Genomic DNA, 16,686 nt, shown 5'->3' with positions numbered 1-16,686 from the left:
CGTGAGCGGTCGCGCCGTTCGTACGCGGAGGTGAAGGCCGCGTGACGGGCGGGCGAAGACCGCGGTGTACGGGGTGAACGGGGGGATGCGCGTGCCGACCGCCATTGCTGTCACCACCGCCGATCTGGTGCTGCCGGCCCCGGACCGACACACCCCCGGCGCCACCGTCCTGCGCCCGCCCGGGCAGCTCGACCTCGACGGCGCCCTCGCCGAGACCACCGCCCTTCTGGAGGCGCACGGCCACCTCGTGGTCGTCGTACCGACCTGGCTGCCGGCCGCCGCCGTCCGACGGCTGCACACCGTACGGGCCATCCTGGAAACCGACCGGATCGCCCTCGTCGAGGCCGACCTGCCGCCGCTGGGCGCCGCCCTGCTGGTACGTCAGCTGCGCCAGATCAGTGTCTGCGAGTTCAGCCCCGGGGTCGTCGCCTCGGCGGCCCGGCTGCTGTCCCACTACATCCACGCGGGCGCCCTGCTGGGCAGCGTCGCCAAACTGGACCGGGTGCCGGTCGGCCTCAAGGCGCACGCCCGCTCCTGGTCGCCGGGCGCCCAGTTCGCCGTACTCGCCCACCCCACGCCCCACCTGGCCCGGCTGACGCCCACGGCCTCCTCCGGCGCGCACGCGGGCGGCGGCTCCGTGCTGCCGCCCGGCCCCGGCTTCGTCACCCACCTCACCTTCGCCCGCGGCCGGCTCGCCTCCGACTGGGTGACGGCCGAACTGGCACCCGCCTGGCAGGTGGCGGGCGTCATGGAGAACCCGCTGCCCGCCGACTCGGCCGCCTGGTGGGGCACCGCCAAACTCGTCGAGTTCGCCGCGGCCATCCCGGACCCGTCCGTGCTCTACCAGCTCGTCGCCTCGGTCCGCCGCGAGGAGTGCCGCTGGTGCGGCATGGAACTCATCGGCGACCGCTGCGGCTTCTGCGCGGCCCCGCTGACCGCGCCCCCACCGGCGCCGCCACCCGCCGGCGGACACAGCGCCGGCGGACACAGCGCCGCACCGTCCAGATCCCGACTCTGACCGGCCCGAACGAACGAAGAACGGCGAGGTAGTACGGCCATGAACTCACGCCAGCGCCGCGGCGTCATCCTGCTGCTCCTGTCGGTCCTGTGCGCGCTCGCGGCGTTCGCCGGCGTCCTCGTGGTGATCGGCGACGTCAACTCCAAGGTCGGGTCCGAGGTCGTCGCGTACCGCGTGAAGGGGGACATCGCCCCGTACAGCCCTCTCGGGACCGATCAGTTCGAGGAGGTCAAGGTCCCCAAGCGGTGGCTCTCGGAGACCGCGGTGACCGACCTCGGCGCACTCAAGGGCAAGATCGCCCTCACCACGCTCAAGAAGGGCTCCCTCCTCCAGGAGGACATGTTCGTCGACAAACCCCAGCTCCAGCCGGGCGAGCAGGAGATCGCGATCATGATCGACGCCGCGACCGGCGTGGCGGGCAAGATCACCTCCGGCGCCAAGGTCAACATCATCGCCACCTTCAAGGGCGCCAAGGACACCGATCCATCCCGCTCGGTGATCATCGTCGCCAACGCCCGCGTCCTGAACGTCGGCAAGCTCACTCCCCTCGACAAGGACAGCGACAAGAAGGGCCCCGCCGAGGCGGTCCCGATCACCTTCGCCCTGAACACCAAGGACACCCAGCGCGTCGCGTACGCCGAGTCGTTCGCGGAGCACGTACGGCTCGCCCTGGTGGCCCCCGGCACCGAGTCGGTCCCCGCCCCGGGCGACCGCACGTACACCCTCGACGGGGACAAGTGAGGTCCGGATGAGCACCCGAATCCTCCCCGCGGTCGGCGACCCGGACGCCGCCCGCCTCATCGCCACCCTCCTGGGCCGGCTCCCGGCCGCCGAATCGGCCGGGCCCCTCCCCGACTCGACCGCCCTGCTCGACACCCTGGCGCGGCTCGCCGCCGAGTCCGTCGACGCACTGCCCGAGGTCGTCCTCGTCCACGAGCGGATCGGCCCGCTGCCCGCCCTGGAACTCGTCCGCGAGGTCGCCCTGCGCTTCCCCGCGGTGGGCGTGGTCCTGCTGTCCTCCGACGCCGGACCCGCCCTGTTCTCCGCCGCCATGGACTGCGGCGCGCGCGGCCTGATCGGCCTCCCGCTCTCCTACGAGGAACTCGCCGCCCGCGTCCAGGCAGCCGCCCAGTGGTCCGCGGGCGTACGCCGCCACCTGGGCCGGGGCCCGGAGACGCCCACGGGACCCGGCGGCCGGGTGGTCACCGTGTCCGGCGCCAAGGGCGGCGTCGGAACCACCTTCACGGCGGTGCAGTTCGCCCTGGCCGCGGCCGCCTCGGGGCGCCGTACGGCCCTGGTGGACCTGGACCTCCAGGCCGGGGACGTGGGCTCGTACCTCGACGTGCAGTTCCGCCGCTCCATCGCCGACCTCGCCGGGATCCAGGACATCTCCCCCCGCGTCCTCCAGGACGCCGTGTACGACGACCGCACCGGGCTGGCGCTGCTGCTGGCCCCGGGCGACGGCGAACGGGGCGAGGAGGTGGACGAACGCGCGGCCCGGCACGTCATCGCCGCCCTGCGCGCCCGCTACGAGCTGATCGTCATCGACTGCGGGACCCAGGTCACCGGGGCCAACGCGGCCGCCGTGGAACTCGCCGAGGTGGCGGTCCTGGTCACCACCCCCGACGTCGTCGCGGTGCGGGCGGCGAAGCGGTTGGTCCGGATGTGGGAGCGGCTCCAGGTGCGCAAGGCCGAGGACACCGTGATGGTCGTCAACCGCTGGAGCAGGCACACCGAGATCCAGCCGGCGCTGATCGAGAAGATCACCAGGACCCGGGGCGCCCGTACCACCGTCCCGGCCGCCTTCAAGGAGCTCCAGGCCGTGATCGACGCGGGCCGGGTCCAGGACCTCGACAACCGCTCCACCGTCAAGCAGGCCCTGTGGAAGCTGGCCGGGGAACTCGGCCTGCTGACCGCCCCGACCTCCGCCACCGCCTCGGAAGCCCCCTCCGCCGAACTGGCCGTACGGGCGACGGCCGGGCCACTGGCCCGGCTGCGCCGGGGCCGGGAGGGGTGAGGGCGTGCCCGCGCGGAGCCGGGGCGGCGCCCCGGGGGACCGCGGCCAGGTGGCCGTCGAGTTCGTCGGCATGGTGCCGCTGATCCTGCTGCTCGTCGCGGCGGTGTGGGAGTGCGTCCTGATCGGGTACGCGTTCTCCCTGGCGGGCAACGCGGCGGACGAGGCGGCGCGCGTCGGGGCCGTGCACGGCGACGGCGCGTGCGAGACGGCGGCGCGCCGGCACATCGGGGACGCCTGGACCATGACGGTGGACTGCGGCAACGCGGGGGACATCTACAAGGCCACCGTCAAGCTCAACGTCCCCGTACTGGTGCCCGGGCTCGACATCGGCGTGCCCATCACGGGCGAAGGCGGCTCGTCACAGGAGCAGGAGAGGGAGGGGGAGTGAGATGAGAGGGACCCGGCGCGGCGCCGCACGAGACGGCGCCGCACGAGACGGTGCCGCACAGGACCGGGGCCAAGTCGCCTTGGAGTACATCGGTTTCATCCCCATCCTGCTCTTCGTCGCGCTGTGCGGCATCCAGCTCGGCTGGGTCGGGTACGTCCACCAGCAGGCGGAGACCGCCGCGCGAACGGCGGCCCGGGTGGAGGCCCGCAAACCGGGGGCGGGGCAGGCGGCGGGCGTCGCCGCGGTGAAGTCCTCGCTGGGCGCGAGGGTGATGCTCAGCAAGACCGCCGACGCCGTCACCGCGACCGCCAGCATCGATGTCACGTCGATCATCCCCGGCCTCGGGCTCGACCCCGCCACCGCCACCGCCGTCATGCCCAACGACGACCCGAAGGGACCCTGACGATGAGCCTGCGTTCCCGGGTCAACACCCCCGACGACCGCCACAACCCGCGCGAGGACGGCCGGCTGGTCTCCGCCTACCGCGCGAAGCTGCTGGAGGAGATCGACCTCGCCGAGATGTCGGCGCTCGCGCCCGCCGAGCGCCGGGCCCGCCTGGAACGCGTACTCGGCCACATCATCAGCCGCGAGGGCCCCGTCCTCTCCACCGTCGAACGCGCCCAGCTCATCCGCCGCGTCGTCGACGAAGCGCTCGGCCTCGGCGTCCTCGAACCGCTCCTCGAAGACCCGTCGATCTCCGAGATCATGGTCAACGGCCCGGACCAGATCTTCGTCGAGCGCGCCGGACGCGTCGAACAACTGCCCCTGCGCTTCGCCTCGCACGAGCAGCTCATGCAGACCATCGAGCGCATCGTCTCCACCGTCAACCGCCGCGTGGACGAGGCGAACCCGATGGTGGACGCCCGACTGCCCAGCGGCGAGCGCGTCAACGTCATCATCCCGCCGCTCTCCCTCACCGGCGCCACGCTGACCATCCGCCGCTTCCCCCGGGCGTTCACCCTGCACGAGATGATCAGCCTCGGCTCCCTGGACGAGCAGATGCTGCTCCTGCTGTCCGGCCTGGTGCAGGCCAAGATGAACGTGATCGTCTCCGGGGCCACCGGCACCGGCAAGACCACCCTCCTCAACGCCCTCTCCGGCCTGATCCCCGAGGGCGAGCGGATCATCACCATCGAGGACTCGGCCGAACTCCAGCTCCAGCAGGCCCACGTCATCCGTCTCGAATCCCGCCCCGCGAACGTCGAGGGCAGTGGCCGGATCACCATCCGCGACCTCGTACGCAACTCGCTGCGCATGCGCCCCGACCGCATCATCGTCGGCGAGGTGCGCGGCGGCGAGACCCTCGACATGCTCCAGGCGATGTCCACCGGCCACGACGGCTCCCTCGCCACCGTCCACGCCAACAGCTCCGAGGACGCCCTGACGCGCCTGCAGACCCTGGCGTCCATGTCGGAGGTGGAGATCCCGTTCGAGGCGCTCCAGGACCAGATCAACAGCGCGGTGGACGTCGTCGTCCAGCTCACCCGCTTCGGCGACGGCTCGCGCCGCATCACCGAGATCTCCCTCCTCGACTCACACGGCCGTGAACCCTTCCGGATCATCACCGTGTGCCGGTTCGTGGCCCGGCCGATGGGCGCCGACGGCCGCGTACACGGGCACTTCGCGTACTACCCGCTGCCGCGCACGGTCGCGGACCGCCTCTACATGAACAACCAGCCGATCCCGCAGGCATTCGGGGTCGCCCTGTCCGACGACCAACTCGCCGCCCGGACCACCGCCGGCCCCGGGCTCCCCGGCGCCCCCGGAGCCCCTTGGACGACCGGTTCCCCCGGCGCCCCCGGGACCCCTTGGACCACTCGGAACGCCCTGTGAACCCACTGATCCTCCTCACCCTCGGCGCCACGCTGCTCGCCTGCCTGCTCGTGGTCCTCGGCGCACACGCCTACGCCGCCGGCCGCGCCCAGCGCGCCGCCCTCATCGAACGCCTCACCGCGAGCGGCGCCCCGGAGCCCCTGGGCCGCCGGCGCCGCTTCCGCGGGGTCGACCGCCGGCTGCGCCGCACCCGGCCGGGCCGCCGGATCGAGGTGAAGCTGGCCACGACGGGCCTGGACCTCACCCCGGGCGAGTTCCTCGTCTACATGCTGATGTCGGTCGCCGGGGTCTGGCTCGTCTCGGCCGCCCTCCTGGCCCCGTTCTTCGGCCCGGTCGCGGGTCTGATCGGGCTGTGGGCCGGCAACGCCTTCCTCAACTGGCAGCGCACCCGCCGCACGGAGCGGTTCATCAACCAACTCCCCGAACTGGCCCGCATCCTGGCCAACGCCACCCAGGCCGGCCTGGCACTGCGCACCGCCATCGGCATGGCGGCGGAGGAACTGGAGGCCCCGGCGGGCGAGGAACTCGGCCGGGTCGCCGACCGCCTCGCCGTCGGCCACTCCATCGAGGAGTCCCTGGGCGAACTGACCGAACGCCTGCCCTCGCGCGAACTCGTCGTCCTCGTCTCCACGCTGGTGCTGTCCGCCCGCGCGGGCGGCGCGCTGGTGGGCAGCCTGCGCAACCTCACGGTGACGCTGGAGCAGCGCAAGGAGACGCGCAGGGAGATCCGTACGCAGCTCTCGCAGGTGACGGTGACGGCGTACCTGGTGCCCGCCATCGGACTCGGCTCGCTGCTGCTCGTGGACATGATGATGCCGGGCGCCCTGGACCGCATGACGGGCGCCTTCATCGGGCAGACGGCCGTCATCATCGCGCTCGGCCTCTTCACCCTGGGGTTCATCCTCATCCGCCGGCTGTCGAAGATCGAAGTGTGAGGAGGACCGCGTGATCACACTCCTGCTCGCCGCCGCCCTCGGGCTGTCGGTCTTCGGCGCCCTGTACGGGATCCGCCTCTACCGCGCCGACGTCAAACTGCCCGGTGACCTCGTCCTCGCCCTGGAAGTCGGGGCCACCCGCACCACCGCCGTGGGCTCCCTCGTCGACCGCCTCGGCATCCGCTGGGCCCCCCTGGTGCTGCGCGCGATGGGCCAGGACCGGGTGGCCCGCAAGCGCCGCCAGATCGACATGGCGGGCAACCCGGCCGGCCTGACCATCGACCGGTACGCCGCCCGGCGCGCGGTGTACGGGTTCCTCGGCGCGCTGGGCGCCTTCGCGATGCTGATCAACGGGCAGGTGGTGGCCGCCCTGCTCATGGTCGCCTTCGGCCTGTTCTGGATCGAGGTCGGCCTCTGGTCGGCGATCCGGGTGCGCCGGGACCACATCGAGCGGACGCTGCCGGACTTCCTCGACGTACTGGCCGTCGTCGTCAGCGCCGGGCTCGGTTTCCGGCAGGCGCTGGAGCGGGTCGCGGACAAGTACGAGGGACCCTGGTCGGACGAGGTCCGCATCACCCTCCAACAGATGGACATGGGCGTCAGCCGCCGCCAGGCGTTCGACGAACTGCGCCGGCGCAACGACTCCGAGCAGGTGGCGCAGTTCGTCACCGCGCTCCAGCAGGGCGAGGAACTGGGTTCCCCGATCGTGGAGACACTGATCGCCATCGCGGAGGACATGCGCCGCACGGACGCGCAGAACGCCCGCCGCCGGGCCGCTCGGGCGATCCCGAAGGCCACCTTCACGGTCACCATGTTCATGCTGCCCGGCACCTTGATCCTGCTCGTCTGCGGTTTCGTGTACGGGGCGAACATCGACTTCGGCGCCCTGTTCGGGAGCGGGTGAGCCATGGCCGTCACCCTGCCGTTCACCGCGGCCGCGCCCCGCGAGCCGGTGCGCTCGGAGGTGCTGCCGTCCCTCACCCTCCGGGTGAACGCCCTCCAGGCGCTGTGCCGGCAGGTCTTCGCCTTCCGGATGGTGATGACCGCCCTCGGCGCGCCCCTCGCGCTCGGCCGGACCGCCCCCGGCGCCCCCGTCTACCTGGTCGGCGGGGCGGTCCTGCTCACCTTCATGCTGTCGTACGTCGCCTTCCGCGACTGGGAGCGGTTCGGCCCGCTGCTGCTGCGCCACCGCTGGCTGCTCGCGGTCGACATGGCGTTCAGCGCCCTGCTCCTGATCACCGCCACCCCGGCGTCGCCGCTCGGTCCGGTCGCGCTCTGCACTCCGCTGCTGGCCGGGCTGGTCTACGGGTGGCGCGGCTCGGCGGTCTACGCGGTCCTGCAGGCGGCCCTGGTGGTGGCGGCGTCGGGCCCGGTGGTGGCGGCGTCGGGCGGTACGACCCTCGCGGGCCTGTGCCTGCTCGCGGGCGCCGCCGGGGCCTCGCTGCGCGGCCTCCTCTTCCGCTTCGGAGCGGCCGGCCAGGCCCTGACCGAGACGCGGGCGCGGCTGGCGGTGGCCGAGGCGGTACGGGCCGAACGGGACCGCCTGGCCCGCGAGATGCACGACTCGGTGTCGAAGACCCTGCACGGCCTGGCCCTGTCCGCCGACGCCCTCGCCCGCACCGCCGACGACCCGGAGGCGACCCGCCGCCAGGCGCGGGCGGTGGCGCAGGCGGCGCGCCGGGCGGCGGCCGAGTCGCGGGCCCTGCTGACGGACCTCCGCAGGGACTTGGACACCCCGGGCGTCTCGTTGTCGGCGGAGCTGCGGGGCCTGGCGGGCGCGGGCGTGCAGGTCCGTGCGTCCGGGGCGCTGCCCCTACTCCCCTCGGCGGTCGCGACGCACCTCCTGGCGGTGGTCTCGGAAGCCTTGGAGAACGCCCGTCGGCACGCATCGGCGTCGTCGGTCGAGGTCGAGGCCGCCGTTTCCGGGCCCCAGTTGGTGCTCACGGTGGAGGACGACGGTTGCGGCCTGCCGCCGGATGGTCTCGACGTGACGGCCCTCTCGGAGTCGGGCCACTTCGGCCTGATCGGCATGAGGGAACGCGCGGCGGCCATCGGCGCCGGCTTCCGCATCGGCCCCCGCCCGACCGGCCCCGGTACCCGGGTCCGCCTCGAACTCCCCCTCGGGAGCCTGTGATGCCCCCACTGCGAATCCTGATCGCCGACGACAACCCGGTCGTCCGGGCCGGCCTGACGGCCTTGCTGGCGACCGCCGAGGACCTGGATGTCACCGCCCAGGCGGCGGACGGCCGGGAGGCGTTGAACCTGACCCGCCTCCACCGGCCCGACGTCGTCCTACTCGACGTCCGCATGCCGGGCGTGGACGGCATCTCCGCCCTTCCGCACCTCGTCCGCCTCGCCCCGGTCCTGATGCTGACGTACAGCACGGAGTCGGAGGTCGTCCGGGAGGCCCTGCTCCTGGGCGCGGGCGGCTACCTCGTCCACGGCGAATTCACCCCGGACGACCTGATCCGCGCCATCCACGACACCCACGCGGGCCGCGCCCACTTCACCCCGACGGCGGCCGACGCCCTCCTCGCGGAACTCCGCGCCTCTTCGCAAACGCAACCAGTTGTGGCACAGTCTTCTCAGCGACTCGTCAACCACGTGGCACACGGCCTGAGTTCGCGGGAGGAGGAGGTCATGGATCTGATCGCGTCCGGGATGAACAACCAACAGATCGCGGCGGCCTGCTTCATCAGCGAGAAGACGGTCAAGAACCACATCAACCGCATCTTCGCGAAGCTCCAGACCACCACCCGCAGCGAAGCGATAGCCCGCTGGCTGGGCACGGCCCGTCCAGGGGTGACCGGCCATGGGTAGACGCACTGCGCAGTGGGTCCGTATTTGGGCCCCGGGACCCTTGGTTATCACCCGTAACTCCCCGTACGGTCCGCCCATCGACAACGGCACCGGCCCGGGAGGAAACCCCCATGTCACACAACACCCTGGCAAGGATGCGGAAGCGGTACGGCACGAAGACCGCGACGGACCGCGGCCAGACGGCCTTCGAGTACCTGGGCATCATCCTGGTGGTCGTGGTCATCATCGGCGCGATCATCGGTACCGGGATCGGGCAGGCCATCACCAATCGAATTTCCACGGCGGTCGCATCGATCACCGCCGGGAAGTGATCGCGAGGCAGCTACGAGATCGCGGGCAGGCGTTCCCGATCTACGTCGTGGTGATCGCAGGCATGCTCTTCGCCGTCCTGGCCTACTTCACCATCAGCAAGGCCGGGATCGTACGCAGCAGTGCGCAGGGAGCCGCCGACGCCGCCGCACTTGCGGCGGCACGGGAGGCCAGGGACAACCTCATGTCCGGCGTCGACCTGGCCACCCTTACGCCGGAAGACTGGGAACAGGTCCTGCAAGGCAACCGCTTCGAGAGCGGTCCGGGCCCCTGTGGGGCGGCGGCGGACTTCGCAGCGAAGAACGATGCGACAACCTCGTGCAGCCGCACGGGCCTCCGGTTCACCGCCCGAACCAAGACGAACGGGACGGTGGGGGATTCGGTGGTCCCCGGGGCGAGCGGGCATCACGGCACAGCCTTCGCCACGGCGGAGATCGTCCCACGCTGTCGGATCAAGTCGGCCGAGCCAAAGGGCACCGGTGGCTCGACGCCCACCCCCACACCCGCACCCACGTCCACATCCATACCTCCGCCACCCGGACGGATCGAGTTCGGGTGCGACAAGGGCGCCTTGGTCGTCTACGACCCTGCCCGACCGAGCTCGTGGCGTTCACTGGCCGCAGCCTTGTTCGACCTACGCCTGATCGCCTGACGACCGAGAGACAAGGAAGCTGTGTACATGAGTGTTCGGCGCGCGACCCACGGGAAAGCCGCTGTGGGCATGGTGGCGGCCCTGGCCCTTACCCTGACGGGGTGTGGCGGCGAGGGCAAGTCCGACAAGCCTGCCGGGCCGAGCGCCGTGAAGCCGCAGGGGAGCGCAGGGGCGTCTCCATCAGGGGCGGCGAAGAGTGAGGCTCCCCCGGCGGCCCAGATCCTCGCCACGGTCAACGGGGAAGCGGGCATGACCCTTACAGTCAACTCTGCCGTTCGTGACGCCGGGGGTTTTCTCACCGTCAGCGGCCAATTGAAGAACACCGGCGGCCAACCGTTCGCCAGCACCGCGGCTTGGCGGGGAAACGAGCTGAACGGCAGTGGCGCATCGGTGGCGGGCGTGACGTTGGTCGACAAGGCCGGCAAGAAGCGCTACTACGTGCTTCGCGACACCGACGGGCGATGCCTGTGCACGACCGGGCTGACCATCATCGACCCAGGGCAAACGGTGCCCTTCTTCGCCCAGTTCCCCGCGCCCCCCGCCACTACCACCGAGGTGGACTTCAGCCTCCCCACTTTCGCCACGGCCACCGTCAAGATCTCCGGGTGACCCCATGACCAAACGCCACCGCGTCTCCGTCGCGACCGTCGTCGCCGGCCTCGTCATCGCCGGCGCCCACCTCCTCGGCGCGACCTCCGCGTACGCCGACGACGTCAAGCCCTCCGTGCCGCCCGGGACCGAGCCTTCCGCCGCCGCGCCCGTGGCCATCGATTCCAACGCCCCCGGGCTCAAGATCCCGCAGGGCGGGACCCTGGCCCCCGTCAAGGTGCTCGACATCGCCGAGGTCGTCGAAGACCTCGGCGGCGAGCAGCGGCGGCAGGAGACCAACCAGACCGTGATGATGGCCCTACAGGCCGAGGTGCTGTTCCCCGAGGACAGTGCCGTCTTCAACGCCCAGGCGGCCGCCCGCATCCAGGCCATCGCGCAGGAGATCAACCAGCAGAAGGCGACCCGCGTACGGGTCTTCGGGTTCACCGACGACCAGGGCAGCTACGAGCACGGCAAGGAACTGTCCAAGCAGCGTGCCGACGCCGTGCAGGCGGAGCTCGCCAAGACCGTGACCAGTCCCGGGGTCATCTTCGACGTCCGCGGGTACAGCGAGGACTACCCCATCGCCGACAACGGCACCGAAGAGGGCCGCAAGAAGAACCGTCGCGTCGAGGTGACCTTCCCCCGTAGCGAGAAGTAGGCCGCCCTGTCGTCCCCGCACGCGGACCGCCACCCGGGCTAAACCCACGTGTGAGCCGTGGCACCCCGAGGTATGTGTCCCGGCGGACCTACCGGCGGATCAGGAGACTCGGCATGCCACGGGCTCGGGTGAACGGCGTGGAACTCTTCTACGAGGTCACGGGCGAGGGCGATCCCCTCGTACTGGTCCACGGGTCCTGGGTCGACCACTACGGCTGGCGGATGGTCGCCCCGCGCCTCGCCGAGTCGTACCGGGTACTGGTCTACGACCGCCGGGGCCACAGCCGCAGCGAGCGTCCGCCCGGCCAGGGGACCCGCAGGCAGGACGAGGACGACCTCGCGGCGCTCATCGAGGCCCTGGACCTCGCCCCGGCCCACGTCGCCGGGAGTTCCTTCGGCGGGTCCATCGCCCTCGGCCTCGCCACCCGCCGCCCCGACCTGTTCCGCAGTCTCGCCGCCCACGAGCCCCCGCTGCTGGGCCTCGTCGAGGGCGATCAGGAAGCGCAAGCCGCCCGGCTGCGGCTGGACGCCGTCTTCGCGGACATCCGCGGCGGCGACCACGAGGCCGCGGCCCGGCGCTTCGTGGAGGAGGTGGTCTCCGGGCCGGGGGAGTGGGACCGGGTGCCGGAGCGGACCCGCGAGACGTTCATCGCCAACGCCCCCACCTTCCTCGACGAGCAGTCCGACCCGGCGTGGGCCATGGTCGACCTCCCGCGTCTGGCCGCCGGCTACACCGGCCCCGCCCTGCTGACCACGGGCGGCGAGGGCATGCCGTGGTTCCAGGGGATCGTCGCCACGCTCGCCAAGGCGCTGCGGGGGGCGCGCGGGGCGCGGGTCGTCCTCCTGGAGGGTGCCGGACACGTCCCCCACCTCACGCACCCCGACGCCTACGTCGACACCCTCACCGGGTTCCTGGCCTCATAGGAGGTGGTCGGCCTTGCCGGCCTTGATGTCCCGGATCAGCTGGCGCAGGGCGTCCGTGGTGTCGGTGAGGTACGTGTCCTCCTGGCCGGAGAGGGCGATGTAGCTGTTGCCGTCCCCGTCCACCCCGATCCGGTAGCAGCTCGCACCCTCGCCGCAGAAGGCGTCTTCCCAGGTGATGTCGGCCATCGATGTCCCCTCAGAGCTCGCGAGCCAGGTGATGGATGAAATCCCGGGACGGGCCGGGCGGCAGGCTGAGCCGTTCCGTCCAGTCCAATTGGGAACGGTACTTCGACAGTTGTGCCTCGGTGTGCAGGAAGTCCGCGCCGTGTGTGCTGTCGACCTGCACGGTGTCCAGTGGGGGGACCGGTCCCTCCAGATAGTTGACCGTCTGGCCGGCGCCCGGGAAGCCCTCCGCGTCAAAGGTGAGGACGCGCAAGACGACGTTGTGCCGCTCCGACGCGTGCAGCAGGTGTTCCAGTTGGGCGCGCGCCACCTTTCGGCCGCCGAAGCGCATACGCAGTGCCGCCTCGTGAACGACCGCGACGTACTCGGGCGCCGAGTCGCCCTCCAGCACCTGCTGGCGTTCCAGTCGATGGGCCAGGCGCAGGGCGATCTCTTGTTCCGGGAGGGTCGGCACGACGAACCGGAAGAGAGCGAGGGCATGATCGCTGGTTTGGAGCAGCCCTGGAACATGCACCGAGTGTGCGCACCGCATGCGGGTGGCATGGGCTTCCGTCTCGGCGATGTCGAGCATCGCGGCGGACAAGGAGCCTCGGTAGCGCTCCCACCAACCCCGTTTCTGGGGCTGGGCCATGGCCACAAGCGCGTCGATGTACCGCTCGTCCGCACAGTCGCAGTGGCAGGCCAGCGTCCGGAGCCGTTCCTCGCTGATGGTTCGGACGCCTTGCTCGATGGCCGAGACCTTGGAACGGTCGACGCCGAGCAGCCCTGCGGCGGATTCGGCGGACACGTCCGCCGCCAGCCTCAACTTGCGCAGCTCTGCGCCCAGTCGCTTCTGTCGTTCGGTCGGCGCAATCCTCGGCGGCATGGCTGCAGTCTGCCGTGTCAGGCGCCGCGGCATCTCAAAGTGGGCCAATCGCCGTGATGGGGTGGTGAATAGCCCACGTGTTGCACTACGTTGCGTAACGCACCGCTCACGCAGGGAAGTTGAAGTGCATCGCCGCAGCATGCCTCGGGCCTCGGCGACGAGCCACGCTCCCCGCCCGCGTCAGCCACCCGTGCGCGTCGAACTCGCCGAAGTCGCGTCAGCCGTCCAGCAACGTCACACCAGGGAGTCACCGATGCCCAGCCCCTTTGCCCCGGCCGCTGCCCCCACCGGCGGGTTCACCGCCTGCCCGGCCGCGCCCGCCGCCCCCACCGGGCCTCCGGGCGCCGACGACCTCGCGTGCAGCCTCACCGTGCCCGGCGAGCCGTACAGCGCCCAGATCGCCCGCAGCGCCGTACGGGCCGCGCTGCACGCCCACCGGCTCGACCCGCTCGCGCCGGCGGCCGTGCAGGTCACCGGGGAACTGGTCGGCGCGGCGTGGTACTTGAACCCCGGGCAGAGCCTCTACCTGTCCGTCCGGCACCGCGACGACGCCCTCCGGCTCACCGTCTACGACGGTCACGCCCCCCACGCGCACCCCCGCCTCGCCGCGCACTGCGAGGCGCGCCGGCGCTCCGCGCTGCGGCTGATGGCGGCGGTCGTCAGGGAGTGCGGCGGGGCCTGGGGGTTCGAGGGCTCCCGCGAGCCCGGTGGGGGTACGCGCACCTGGGCGACCCTCCCCGGGGCCGGGGCGGTCGGGTACCTCTCCGCCTGACGTGCCCCCGGGCTACGACTGTTGGTGGTGGTGGGCCTGGGTGATGAGGTCCGTGGCGACTTCCAGGGCCGCCTTACGGGTCTCCTCGGGGTCGCCCTCCACGTGCTGGAGGAACATCATTCCGGCATGCAGGGTGAACAGCGCGCTGATGCAGCGCACTTGGTCGGCCAGCGGGGCGTCCTCGGCCCGGAGCAGCTCCACCAGGGCGAAGAGCCGTTTCTTCATCGTGTCGCCGATGCTGAGCTCCCGCACCGTCGCCTGGTTCTCCTGCATGAACCGGTACAGCGAGACCCCGGAGGCCATCGCCTCGCTGTAGCGGCGCAGCACTTCGCGCTTGGTCTCCAGCGTGCGCGGCTGTTCCTCGGCCCAGCCGATCAGTTCGTCGATGGGCTGGGTCAGGTCCTGGAAGACGCTGATGATGATGTCTTCCTTGGTCTTGAAGTGGTAGTACAACGCCGCCTTGGTGACCTCCAGCCGCTCCGCGATCTCGCGCAGCGAGGTCTTCTCGTAACCCTGCTCGGCGAAGAGCTCCAGCGCGACGTCCTGGATGCGCTGACGCGTGTTCCCACGCCGCTGGTGCGGACTGCTGCTGGACATGACTCTCCCCAAAAACTTACTTGACGCCCGGCTAGTGACGCGTCTACCTTCACCAGTGTAGTGAACTAGCCGGGCGGCAAGTAAGTGGCCGGGTGCGGAAAGTGCCAGGGGAGTGGACGACATGGTGGAGATGACGAAACAAGCGGAGAACCCCGGGGAGGTGAAGCCCCGCAGCGTCCGCGTCGTACTCATGGCACTCATGATCGCGATGCTGCTCGCCATGCTCGACAACATGATCATCGGTACGGCGATGCCGACGATCGTCGGCGAGCTGGGCGGACTGGAGCACCTGTCCTGGGTGGTCACCGCGTACACGCTGGCCACGGCCGCCTCCACGCCCATCTGGGGCAAGGTCGGCGACATGTACGGCCGCAAGGGCTCGTTCCTCACCTCCATCGTGATCTTCCTGATCGGCTCGGCCCTGAGCGGCATGGCCCAGGACATGGGTCAGTTGATCGGCTTCCGCGCGATCCAGGGCCTGGGCGCCGGTGGTCTGATGGTCGGCGTCATGGCGATCATCGGCGACCTGATACCGCCCCGCGAGCGCGGCAAGTACCAGGGCATGATGGCCGGCGTGATGGCCCTCGCCATGATCGGCGGCCCGCTGGTCGGCGGCACCATCACCGACCACATGGGCTGGCGCTGGTCCTTCTACATCAACCTCCCGCTCGGCGCCGTGGCGCTGGCGATGGTCACCGCGGTCCTGCACCTGCCGAAGAAGACCGGACAGGGCGAACGCCCCAGGATCGACTACCTGGGCGCGGCCCTGCTGACCATCGCCATCACCTCCACCGTGCTGGTCACCACCTGGGGCGGGACCGAGTACGCCTGGGGCTCCGGTGAGATCATCGGCCTGATCGTCGTCGGCGTCCTCGCGATCGCCGCGTTCCTCTACGTCGAGACCAAGGCCGCCGAGCCCGTCATGCCGCTGCACATCTTCCGCAGCCGCAACTTCACCCTCATGTCGGTGATCGGCTTCCTCGTCGGCTTCGCGATGTTCGGCGGCGTGCTCTACCTGCCGTTGTTCCAGCAAGCCGTGCAGGGCGCCTCCGCCACCAACTCCGGGCTGCTGCTCCTGCCGATGCTGCTCTCGATGATGGCCGTCTCGTTGATCGCGGGCCGGATCACCACCAGCACCGGCAAGTACAAGGTCTTCCCGATCGTCGGCGGCGCGCTCATGGTCGTCGGGCTCTTCCTGCTCGCGACGATGGACACGGACACCAGCCGACTGGTCTCCGGGCTCTACATGGCGGTGCTCGGCGCCGGCCTCGGCTTCCTGATGCAGATCACGATGCTGGTCGCGCAGAACAGCGTGGACATGAAGGACATGGGCGTCGCCTCGTCCTCCGCCACCCTCTTCCGTACGCTCGGCGGTTCCTTCGGCGTGGCCCTGATGGGTTCCCTGTTCACCTCGCGGGTCACCGACACCATGACCGACCGGCTCGGTCCGGCCGCCGCCGCCAAGGCGGGCTCGGCGCAGCTCGACGCGGCCAGCCTGGCCAAGCTGCCCGAGGCCATCCGCGACGCCTACCAGCACGCGGTCGCCGACGGTACGCACTCCGCGTTCCTGCTCGGCGCGGCCATCGCCGTACTGGGCTTCCTGGCGGCCTGGTTCGTCAAGGAGGTCCCGCTGCGGGGCGCGGGTCCGGCCCCGGCCGGCGCCGCCGGCGAGGGCGACAAGCCCGCGCAGCTCGCGCCGGAGTCCATCGCCCACTGAAGCCCGTGGGTACGGCACGGCATGGCACGGCATGGCATAAAACGACCCGGCCCCGGGGATCGACGGATCCCCGGGGCCGGGCCGTTTCCCGTCAGGAGGCCGCCCGGGCCACCTTCAGTACCGCCGCCGTCAGGGGAAGTTCTCCGGGGCCGTGCCGCCCGGGAAGCCGAAGCGGCGGCGCGTGTAGCCGTACGCGATGCCGGTGACCGGGTCCGCGAAGCCGTTCGCACCCGCCGCACCGCAGTGGCCGAACGCCTCCGGGCCCACCGCCGGCCGCCGTGCCGACCCCGCCCGCCGACGCCGGACCCTGCCCCTTCACCAGCGGGTGGTTGCCGTACGCCACGAGGTCCATGGGCGGGTCGGTGTGCCAGTTGAACGCGATGGGCACCAGCTCCGGCACCGGGCCGG

At 71.3% G+C, this 16,686-nt stretch carries 21 protein-coding genes; 17 read left to right on the top strand and 4 right to left on the bottom strand.

Annotated features, from left to right (window positions below; translation table 11 throughout):
• Window positions 1–85 precede the first annotated feature (85 nt).
• From ABZ934_RS08540 to ABZ934_RS08470, 15 genes are all read left to right on the top strand, one after another.
• Window positions 86–1,018 (top strand): hypothetical protein, encoded by a 933-nt coding sequence (locus tag ABZ934_RS08540; protein ID WP_361310106.1) that lies wholly within the window; start codon window positions 86–88, stop codon window positions 1,016–1,018.
• A gap of 39 nt (window positions 1,019–1,057) precedes the next feature.
• Window positions 1,058–1,759, top strand: a complete 702-nt coding sequence (gene cpaB, locus ABZ934_RS08535) for a Flp pilus assembly protein CpaB (protein WP_361310104.1) — start codon at window positions 1,058–1,060, stop codon at window positions 1,757–1,759.
• Between the two features lie 7 nt (window positions 1,760–1,766).
• Entirely contained in the window at window positions 1,767–3,035 is a 1,269-nt protein-coding gene (locus ABZ934_RS08530) for an AAA family ATPase (protein ID WP_361310102.1), read from the top strand.
• Between the two features lie 4 nt (window positions 3,036–3,039).
• Window positions 3,040–3,423 (top strand): TadE family protein, encoded by a 384-nt coding sequence (locus tag ABZ934_RS08525; protein ID WP_361310100.1) that lies wholly within the window; start codon window positions 3,040–3,042, stop codon window positions 3,421–3,423.
• Between the two features lies 1 nt (window position 3,424).
• Window positions 3,425–3,826: a TadE/TadG family type IV pilus assembly protein gene (locus ABZ934_RS08520; RefSeq protein WP_361310098.1), complete on the top strand. Its 402-nt coding sequence runs from the start codon at window positions 3,425–3,427 to the stop codon at window positions 3,824–3,826.
• 2 nt (window positions 3,827–3,828) lie between these two features.
• Window positions 3,829–5,256 (top strand): ATPase, T2SS/T4P/T4SS family, encoded by a 1,428-nt coding sequence (locus ABZ934_RS08515; RefSeq protein WP_361310095.1) that lies wholly within the window; start codon window positions 3,829–3,831, stop codon window positions 5,254–5,256.
• Window positions 5,253–6,191: a type II secretion system F family protein gene (locus ABZ934_RS08510; RefSeq protein WP_361310093.1), complete on the top strand. Its 939-nt coding sequence runs from the start codon at window positions 5,253–5,255 to the stop codon at window positions 6,189–6,191. Before ABZ934_RS08515 ends, ABZ934_RS08510 begins: the two co-directional genes overlap by 4 nt.
• A 13-nt stretch (window positions 6,192–6,204) precedes the next feature.
• Window positions 6,205–7,095, top strand: a complete 891-nt coding sequence (locus ABZ934_RS08505; protein WP_361310334.1) for a DUF5936 domain-containing protein — start codon at window positions 6,205–6,207, stop codon at window positions 7,093–7,095.
• Between the two features lie 3 nt (window positions 7,096–7,098).
• Window positions 7,099–8,325: an ATP-binding protein gene (locus ABZ934_RS08500; protein WP_361310091.1), complete on the top strand. Its 1,227-nt coding sequence runs from the start codon at window positions 7,099–7,101 to the stop codon at window positions 8,323–8,325.
• Entirely contained in the window at window positions 8,325–9,011 is a 687-nt protein-coding gene (locus ABZ934_RS08495) for a response regulator transcription factor (protein ID WP_361310089.1), read from the top strand. The genes ABZ934_RS08500 and ABZ934_RS08495 overlap by 1 nt, the downstream gene beginning before the upstream one ends.
• A gap of 110 nt (window positions 9,012–9,121) precedes the next feature.
• Window positions 9,122–9,322 (top strand): hypothetical protein, encoded by a 201-nt coding sequence (locus ABZ934_RS08490; RefSeq protein ID WP_361310086.1) that lies wholly within the window; start codon window positions 9,122–9,124, stop codon window positions 9,320–9,322.
• Window positions 9,319–9,972: a pilus assembly protein TadG-related protein gene (locus ABZ934_RS08485; RefSeq protein ID WP_361310083.1), complete on the top strand. Its 654-nt coding sequence runs from the start codon at window positions 9,319–9,321 to the stop codon at window positions 9,970–9,972. The genes ABZ934_RS08490 and ABZ934_RS08485 overlap by 4 nt, the downstream gene beginning before the upstream one ends.
• Before the next feature lie 27 nt (window positions 9,973–9,999).
• On the top strand, window positions 10,000–10,581 hold the full coding sequence (locus tag ABZ934_RS08480; RefSeq protein WP_361310080.1) for a hypothetical protein: 582 nt from the start codon (window positions 10,000–10,002) through the stop codon (window positions 10,579–10,581).
• Between the two features lie 4 nt (window positions 10,582–10,585).
• Window positions 10,586–11,221, top strand: a complete 636-nt coding sequence (locus tag ABZ934_RS08475) for an OmpA family protein (protein WP_361310077.1) — start codon at window positions 10,586–10,588, stop codon at window positions 11,219–11,221.
• A 113-nt stretch (window positions 11,222–11,334) separates the two neighbouring features.
• Window positions 11,335–12,144 carry an alpha/beta hydrolase gene (locus ABZ934_RS08470; protein WP_361310075.1) on the top strand — a complete coding sequence of 270 codons (810 nt, stop codon included), beginning with the start codon at window positions 11,335–11,337 and terminating at the stop codon, window positions 12,142–12,144.
• Here the strand turns inward: ABZ934_RS08470 and ABZ934_RS08465 are convergent.
• Window positions 12,139–12,330: a hypothetical protein gene (locus ABZ934_RS08465; protein ID WP_329197873.1), complete on the bottom strand. Its 192-nt coding sequence runs from the start codon at window positions 12,328–12,330 to the stop codon at window positions 12,139–12,141. The two genes, ABZ934_RS08470 and ABZ934_RS08465, sit on opposite strands and share 6 nt — an antisense overlap.
• Window positions 12,331–12,340: 10 nt before the next feature.
• Window positions 12,341–13,192, bottom strand: a complete 852-nt coding sequence (locus tag ABZ934_RS08460; RefSeq protein ID WP_361310072.1) for a helix-turn-helix transcriptional regulator — start codon at window positions 13,190–13,192, stop codon at window positions 12,341–12,343.
• 253 nt (window positions 13,193–13,445) lie between these two features.
• On the opposite strand from ABZ934_RS08460, the gene ABZ934_RS08455 reads away from it, so the two are divergent.
• Window positions 13,446–13,964, top strand: a complete 519-nt coding sequence (locus ABZ934_RS08455; protein WP_361310070.1) for an ATP-binding protein — start codon at window positions 13,446–13,448, stop codon at window positions 13,962–13,964.
• Window positions 13,965–13,976: 12 nt separating this feature from the next.
• Here ABZ934_RS08455 and ABZ934_RS08450 read toward each other — a convergent pair whose 3' ends face one another.
• Window positions 13,977–14,561 carry a helix-turn-helix domain-containing protein gene (locus ABZ934_RS08450; RefSeq protein WP_361310067.1) on the bottom strand — a complete coding sequence of 195 codons (585 nt, stop codon included), beginning with the start codon at window positions 14,559–14,561 and terminating at the stop codon, window positions 13,977–13,979.
• 121 nt (window positions 14,562–14,682) lie between these two features.
• On the opposite strand from ABZ934_RS08450, the gene ABZ934_RS08445 reads away from it, so the two are divergent.
• Window positions 14,683–16,278, top strand: coding sequence for an MDR family MFS transporter (locus tag ABZ934_RS08445; protein WP_361310064.1), 1,596 nt, complete (start codon window positions 14,683–14,685; stop codon window positions 16,276–16,278).
• A 129-nt stretch (window positions 16,279–16,407) separates the two neighbouring features.
• Here the strand turns inward: ABZ934_RS08445 and ABZ934_RS08440 are convergent, their stop codons facing one another.
• The gene (locus ABZ934_RS08440) at window positions 16,408–16,545 is read right to left on the bottom strand and encodes a hypothetical protein (RefSeq protein WP_361310061.1); all 138 of its coding nucleotides are present in this window, start codon (window positions 16,543–16,545) and stop codon (window positions 16,408–16,410) included.
• Between the last annotated feature and the right edge of the window lie 141 nt (window positions 16,546–16,686).

It is taken from the genome of Streptomyces sp. NPDC046557 (genome assembly GCF_040645975.1).
Lineage (GTDB): Bacteria > Actinomycetota > Actinomycetes > Streptomycetales > Streptomycetaceae > Streptomyces.
Note: the sequence above shows the minus strand (reverse complement) of the source record. Positions and strands in the feature narration are given on the sequence as shown.

Excerpts from the sequence above, each read along its gene's own strand:
- ABZ934_RS08470 (WP_361310075.1), top strand. The coding sequence starts at position 11,335 with ATGCCACGGGCTCGGGTGAACGGCGTGGAACTCTTCTACGAGGTCACG.
- cpaB (WP_361310104.1), top strand. The coding sequence starts at position 1,058 with ATGAACTCACGCCAGCGCCGCGGCGTCATCCTGCTGCTCCTGTCGGTC.
- ABZ934_RS08455 (WP_361310070.1), top strand. The coding sequence starts at position 13,446 with ATGCCCAGCCCCTTTGCCCCGGCCGCTGCCCCCACCGGCGGGTTCACC.
- ABZ934_RS08480 (WP_361310080.1), top strand. The coding sequence starts at position 10,000 with ATGAGTGTTCGGCGCGCGACCCACGGGAAAGCCGCTGTGGGCATGGTG.
- ABZ934_RS08500 (WP_361310091.1), top strand. The coding sequence starts at position 7,099 with ATGGCCGTCACCCTGCCGTTCACCGCGGCCGCGCCCCGCGAGCCGGTG.
- ABZ934_RS08515 (WP_361310095.1), top strand. The coding sequence starts at position 3,829 with ATGAGCCTGCGTTCCCGGGTCAACACCCCCGACGACCGCCACAACCCG.
- ABZ934_RS08520 (WP_361310098.1), top strand. The coding sequence starts at position 3,425 with ATGAGAGGGACCCGGCGCGGCGCCGCACGAGACGGCGCCGCACGAGAC.
- ABZ934_RS08465 (WP_329197873.1), bottom strand. The coding sequence starts at position 12,330 with ATGGCCGACATCACCTGGGAAGACGCCTTCTGCGGCGAGGGTGCGAGC.
- ABZ934_RS08495 (WP_361310089.1), top strand. The coding sequence starts at position 8,325 with ATGCCCCCACTGCGAATCCTGATCGCCGACGACAACCCGGTCGTCCGG.
- ABZ934_RS08460 (WP_361310072.1), bottom strand. The coding sequence starts at position 13,192 with ATGCCGCCGAGGATTGCGCCGACCGAACGACAGAAGCGACTGGGCGCA.
- ABZ934_RS08445 (WP_361310064.1), top strand. The coding sequence starts at position 14,683 with ATGGTGGAGATGACGAAACAAGCGGAGAACCCCGGGGAGGTGAAGCCC.
- ABZ934_RS08475 (WP_361310077.1), top strand. The coding sequence starts at position 10,586 with ATGACCAAACGCCACCGCGTCTCCGTCGCGACCGTCGTCGCCGGCCTC.
- ABZ934_RS08530 (WP_361310102.1), top strand. The coding sequence starts at position 1,767 with ATGAGCACCCGAATCCTCCCCGCGGTCGGCGACCCGGACGCCGCCCGC.
- ABZ934_RS08490 (WP_361310086.1), top strand. The coding sequence starts at position 9,122 with ATGTCACACAACACCCTGGCAAGGATGCGGAAGCGGTACGGCACGAAG.
- ABZ934_RS08450 (WP_361310067.1), bottom strand. The coding sequence starts at position 14,561 with ATGTCCAGCAGCAGTCCGCACCAGCGGCGTGGGAACACGCGTCAGCGC.
- ABZ934_RS08540 (WP_361310106.1), top strand. The coding sequence starts at position 86 with ATGCGCGTGCCGACCGCCATTGCTGTCACCACCGCCGATCTGGTGCTG.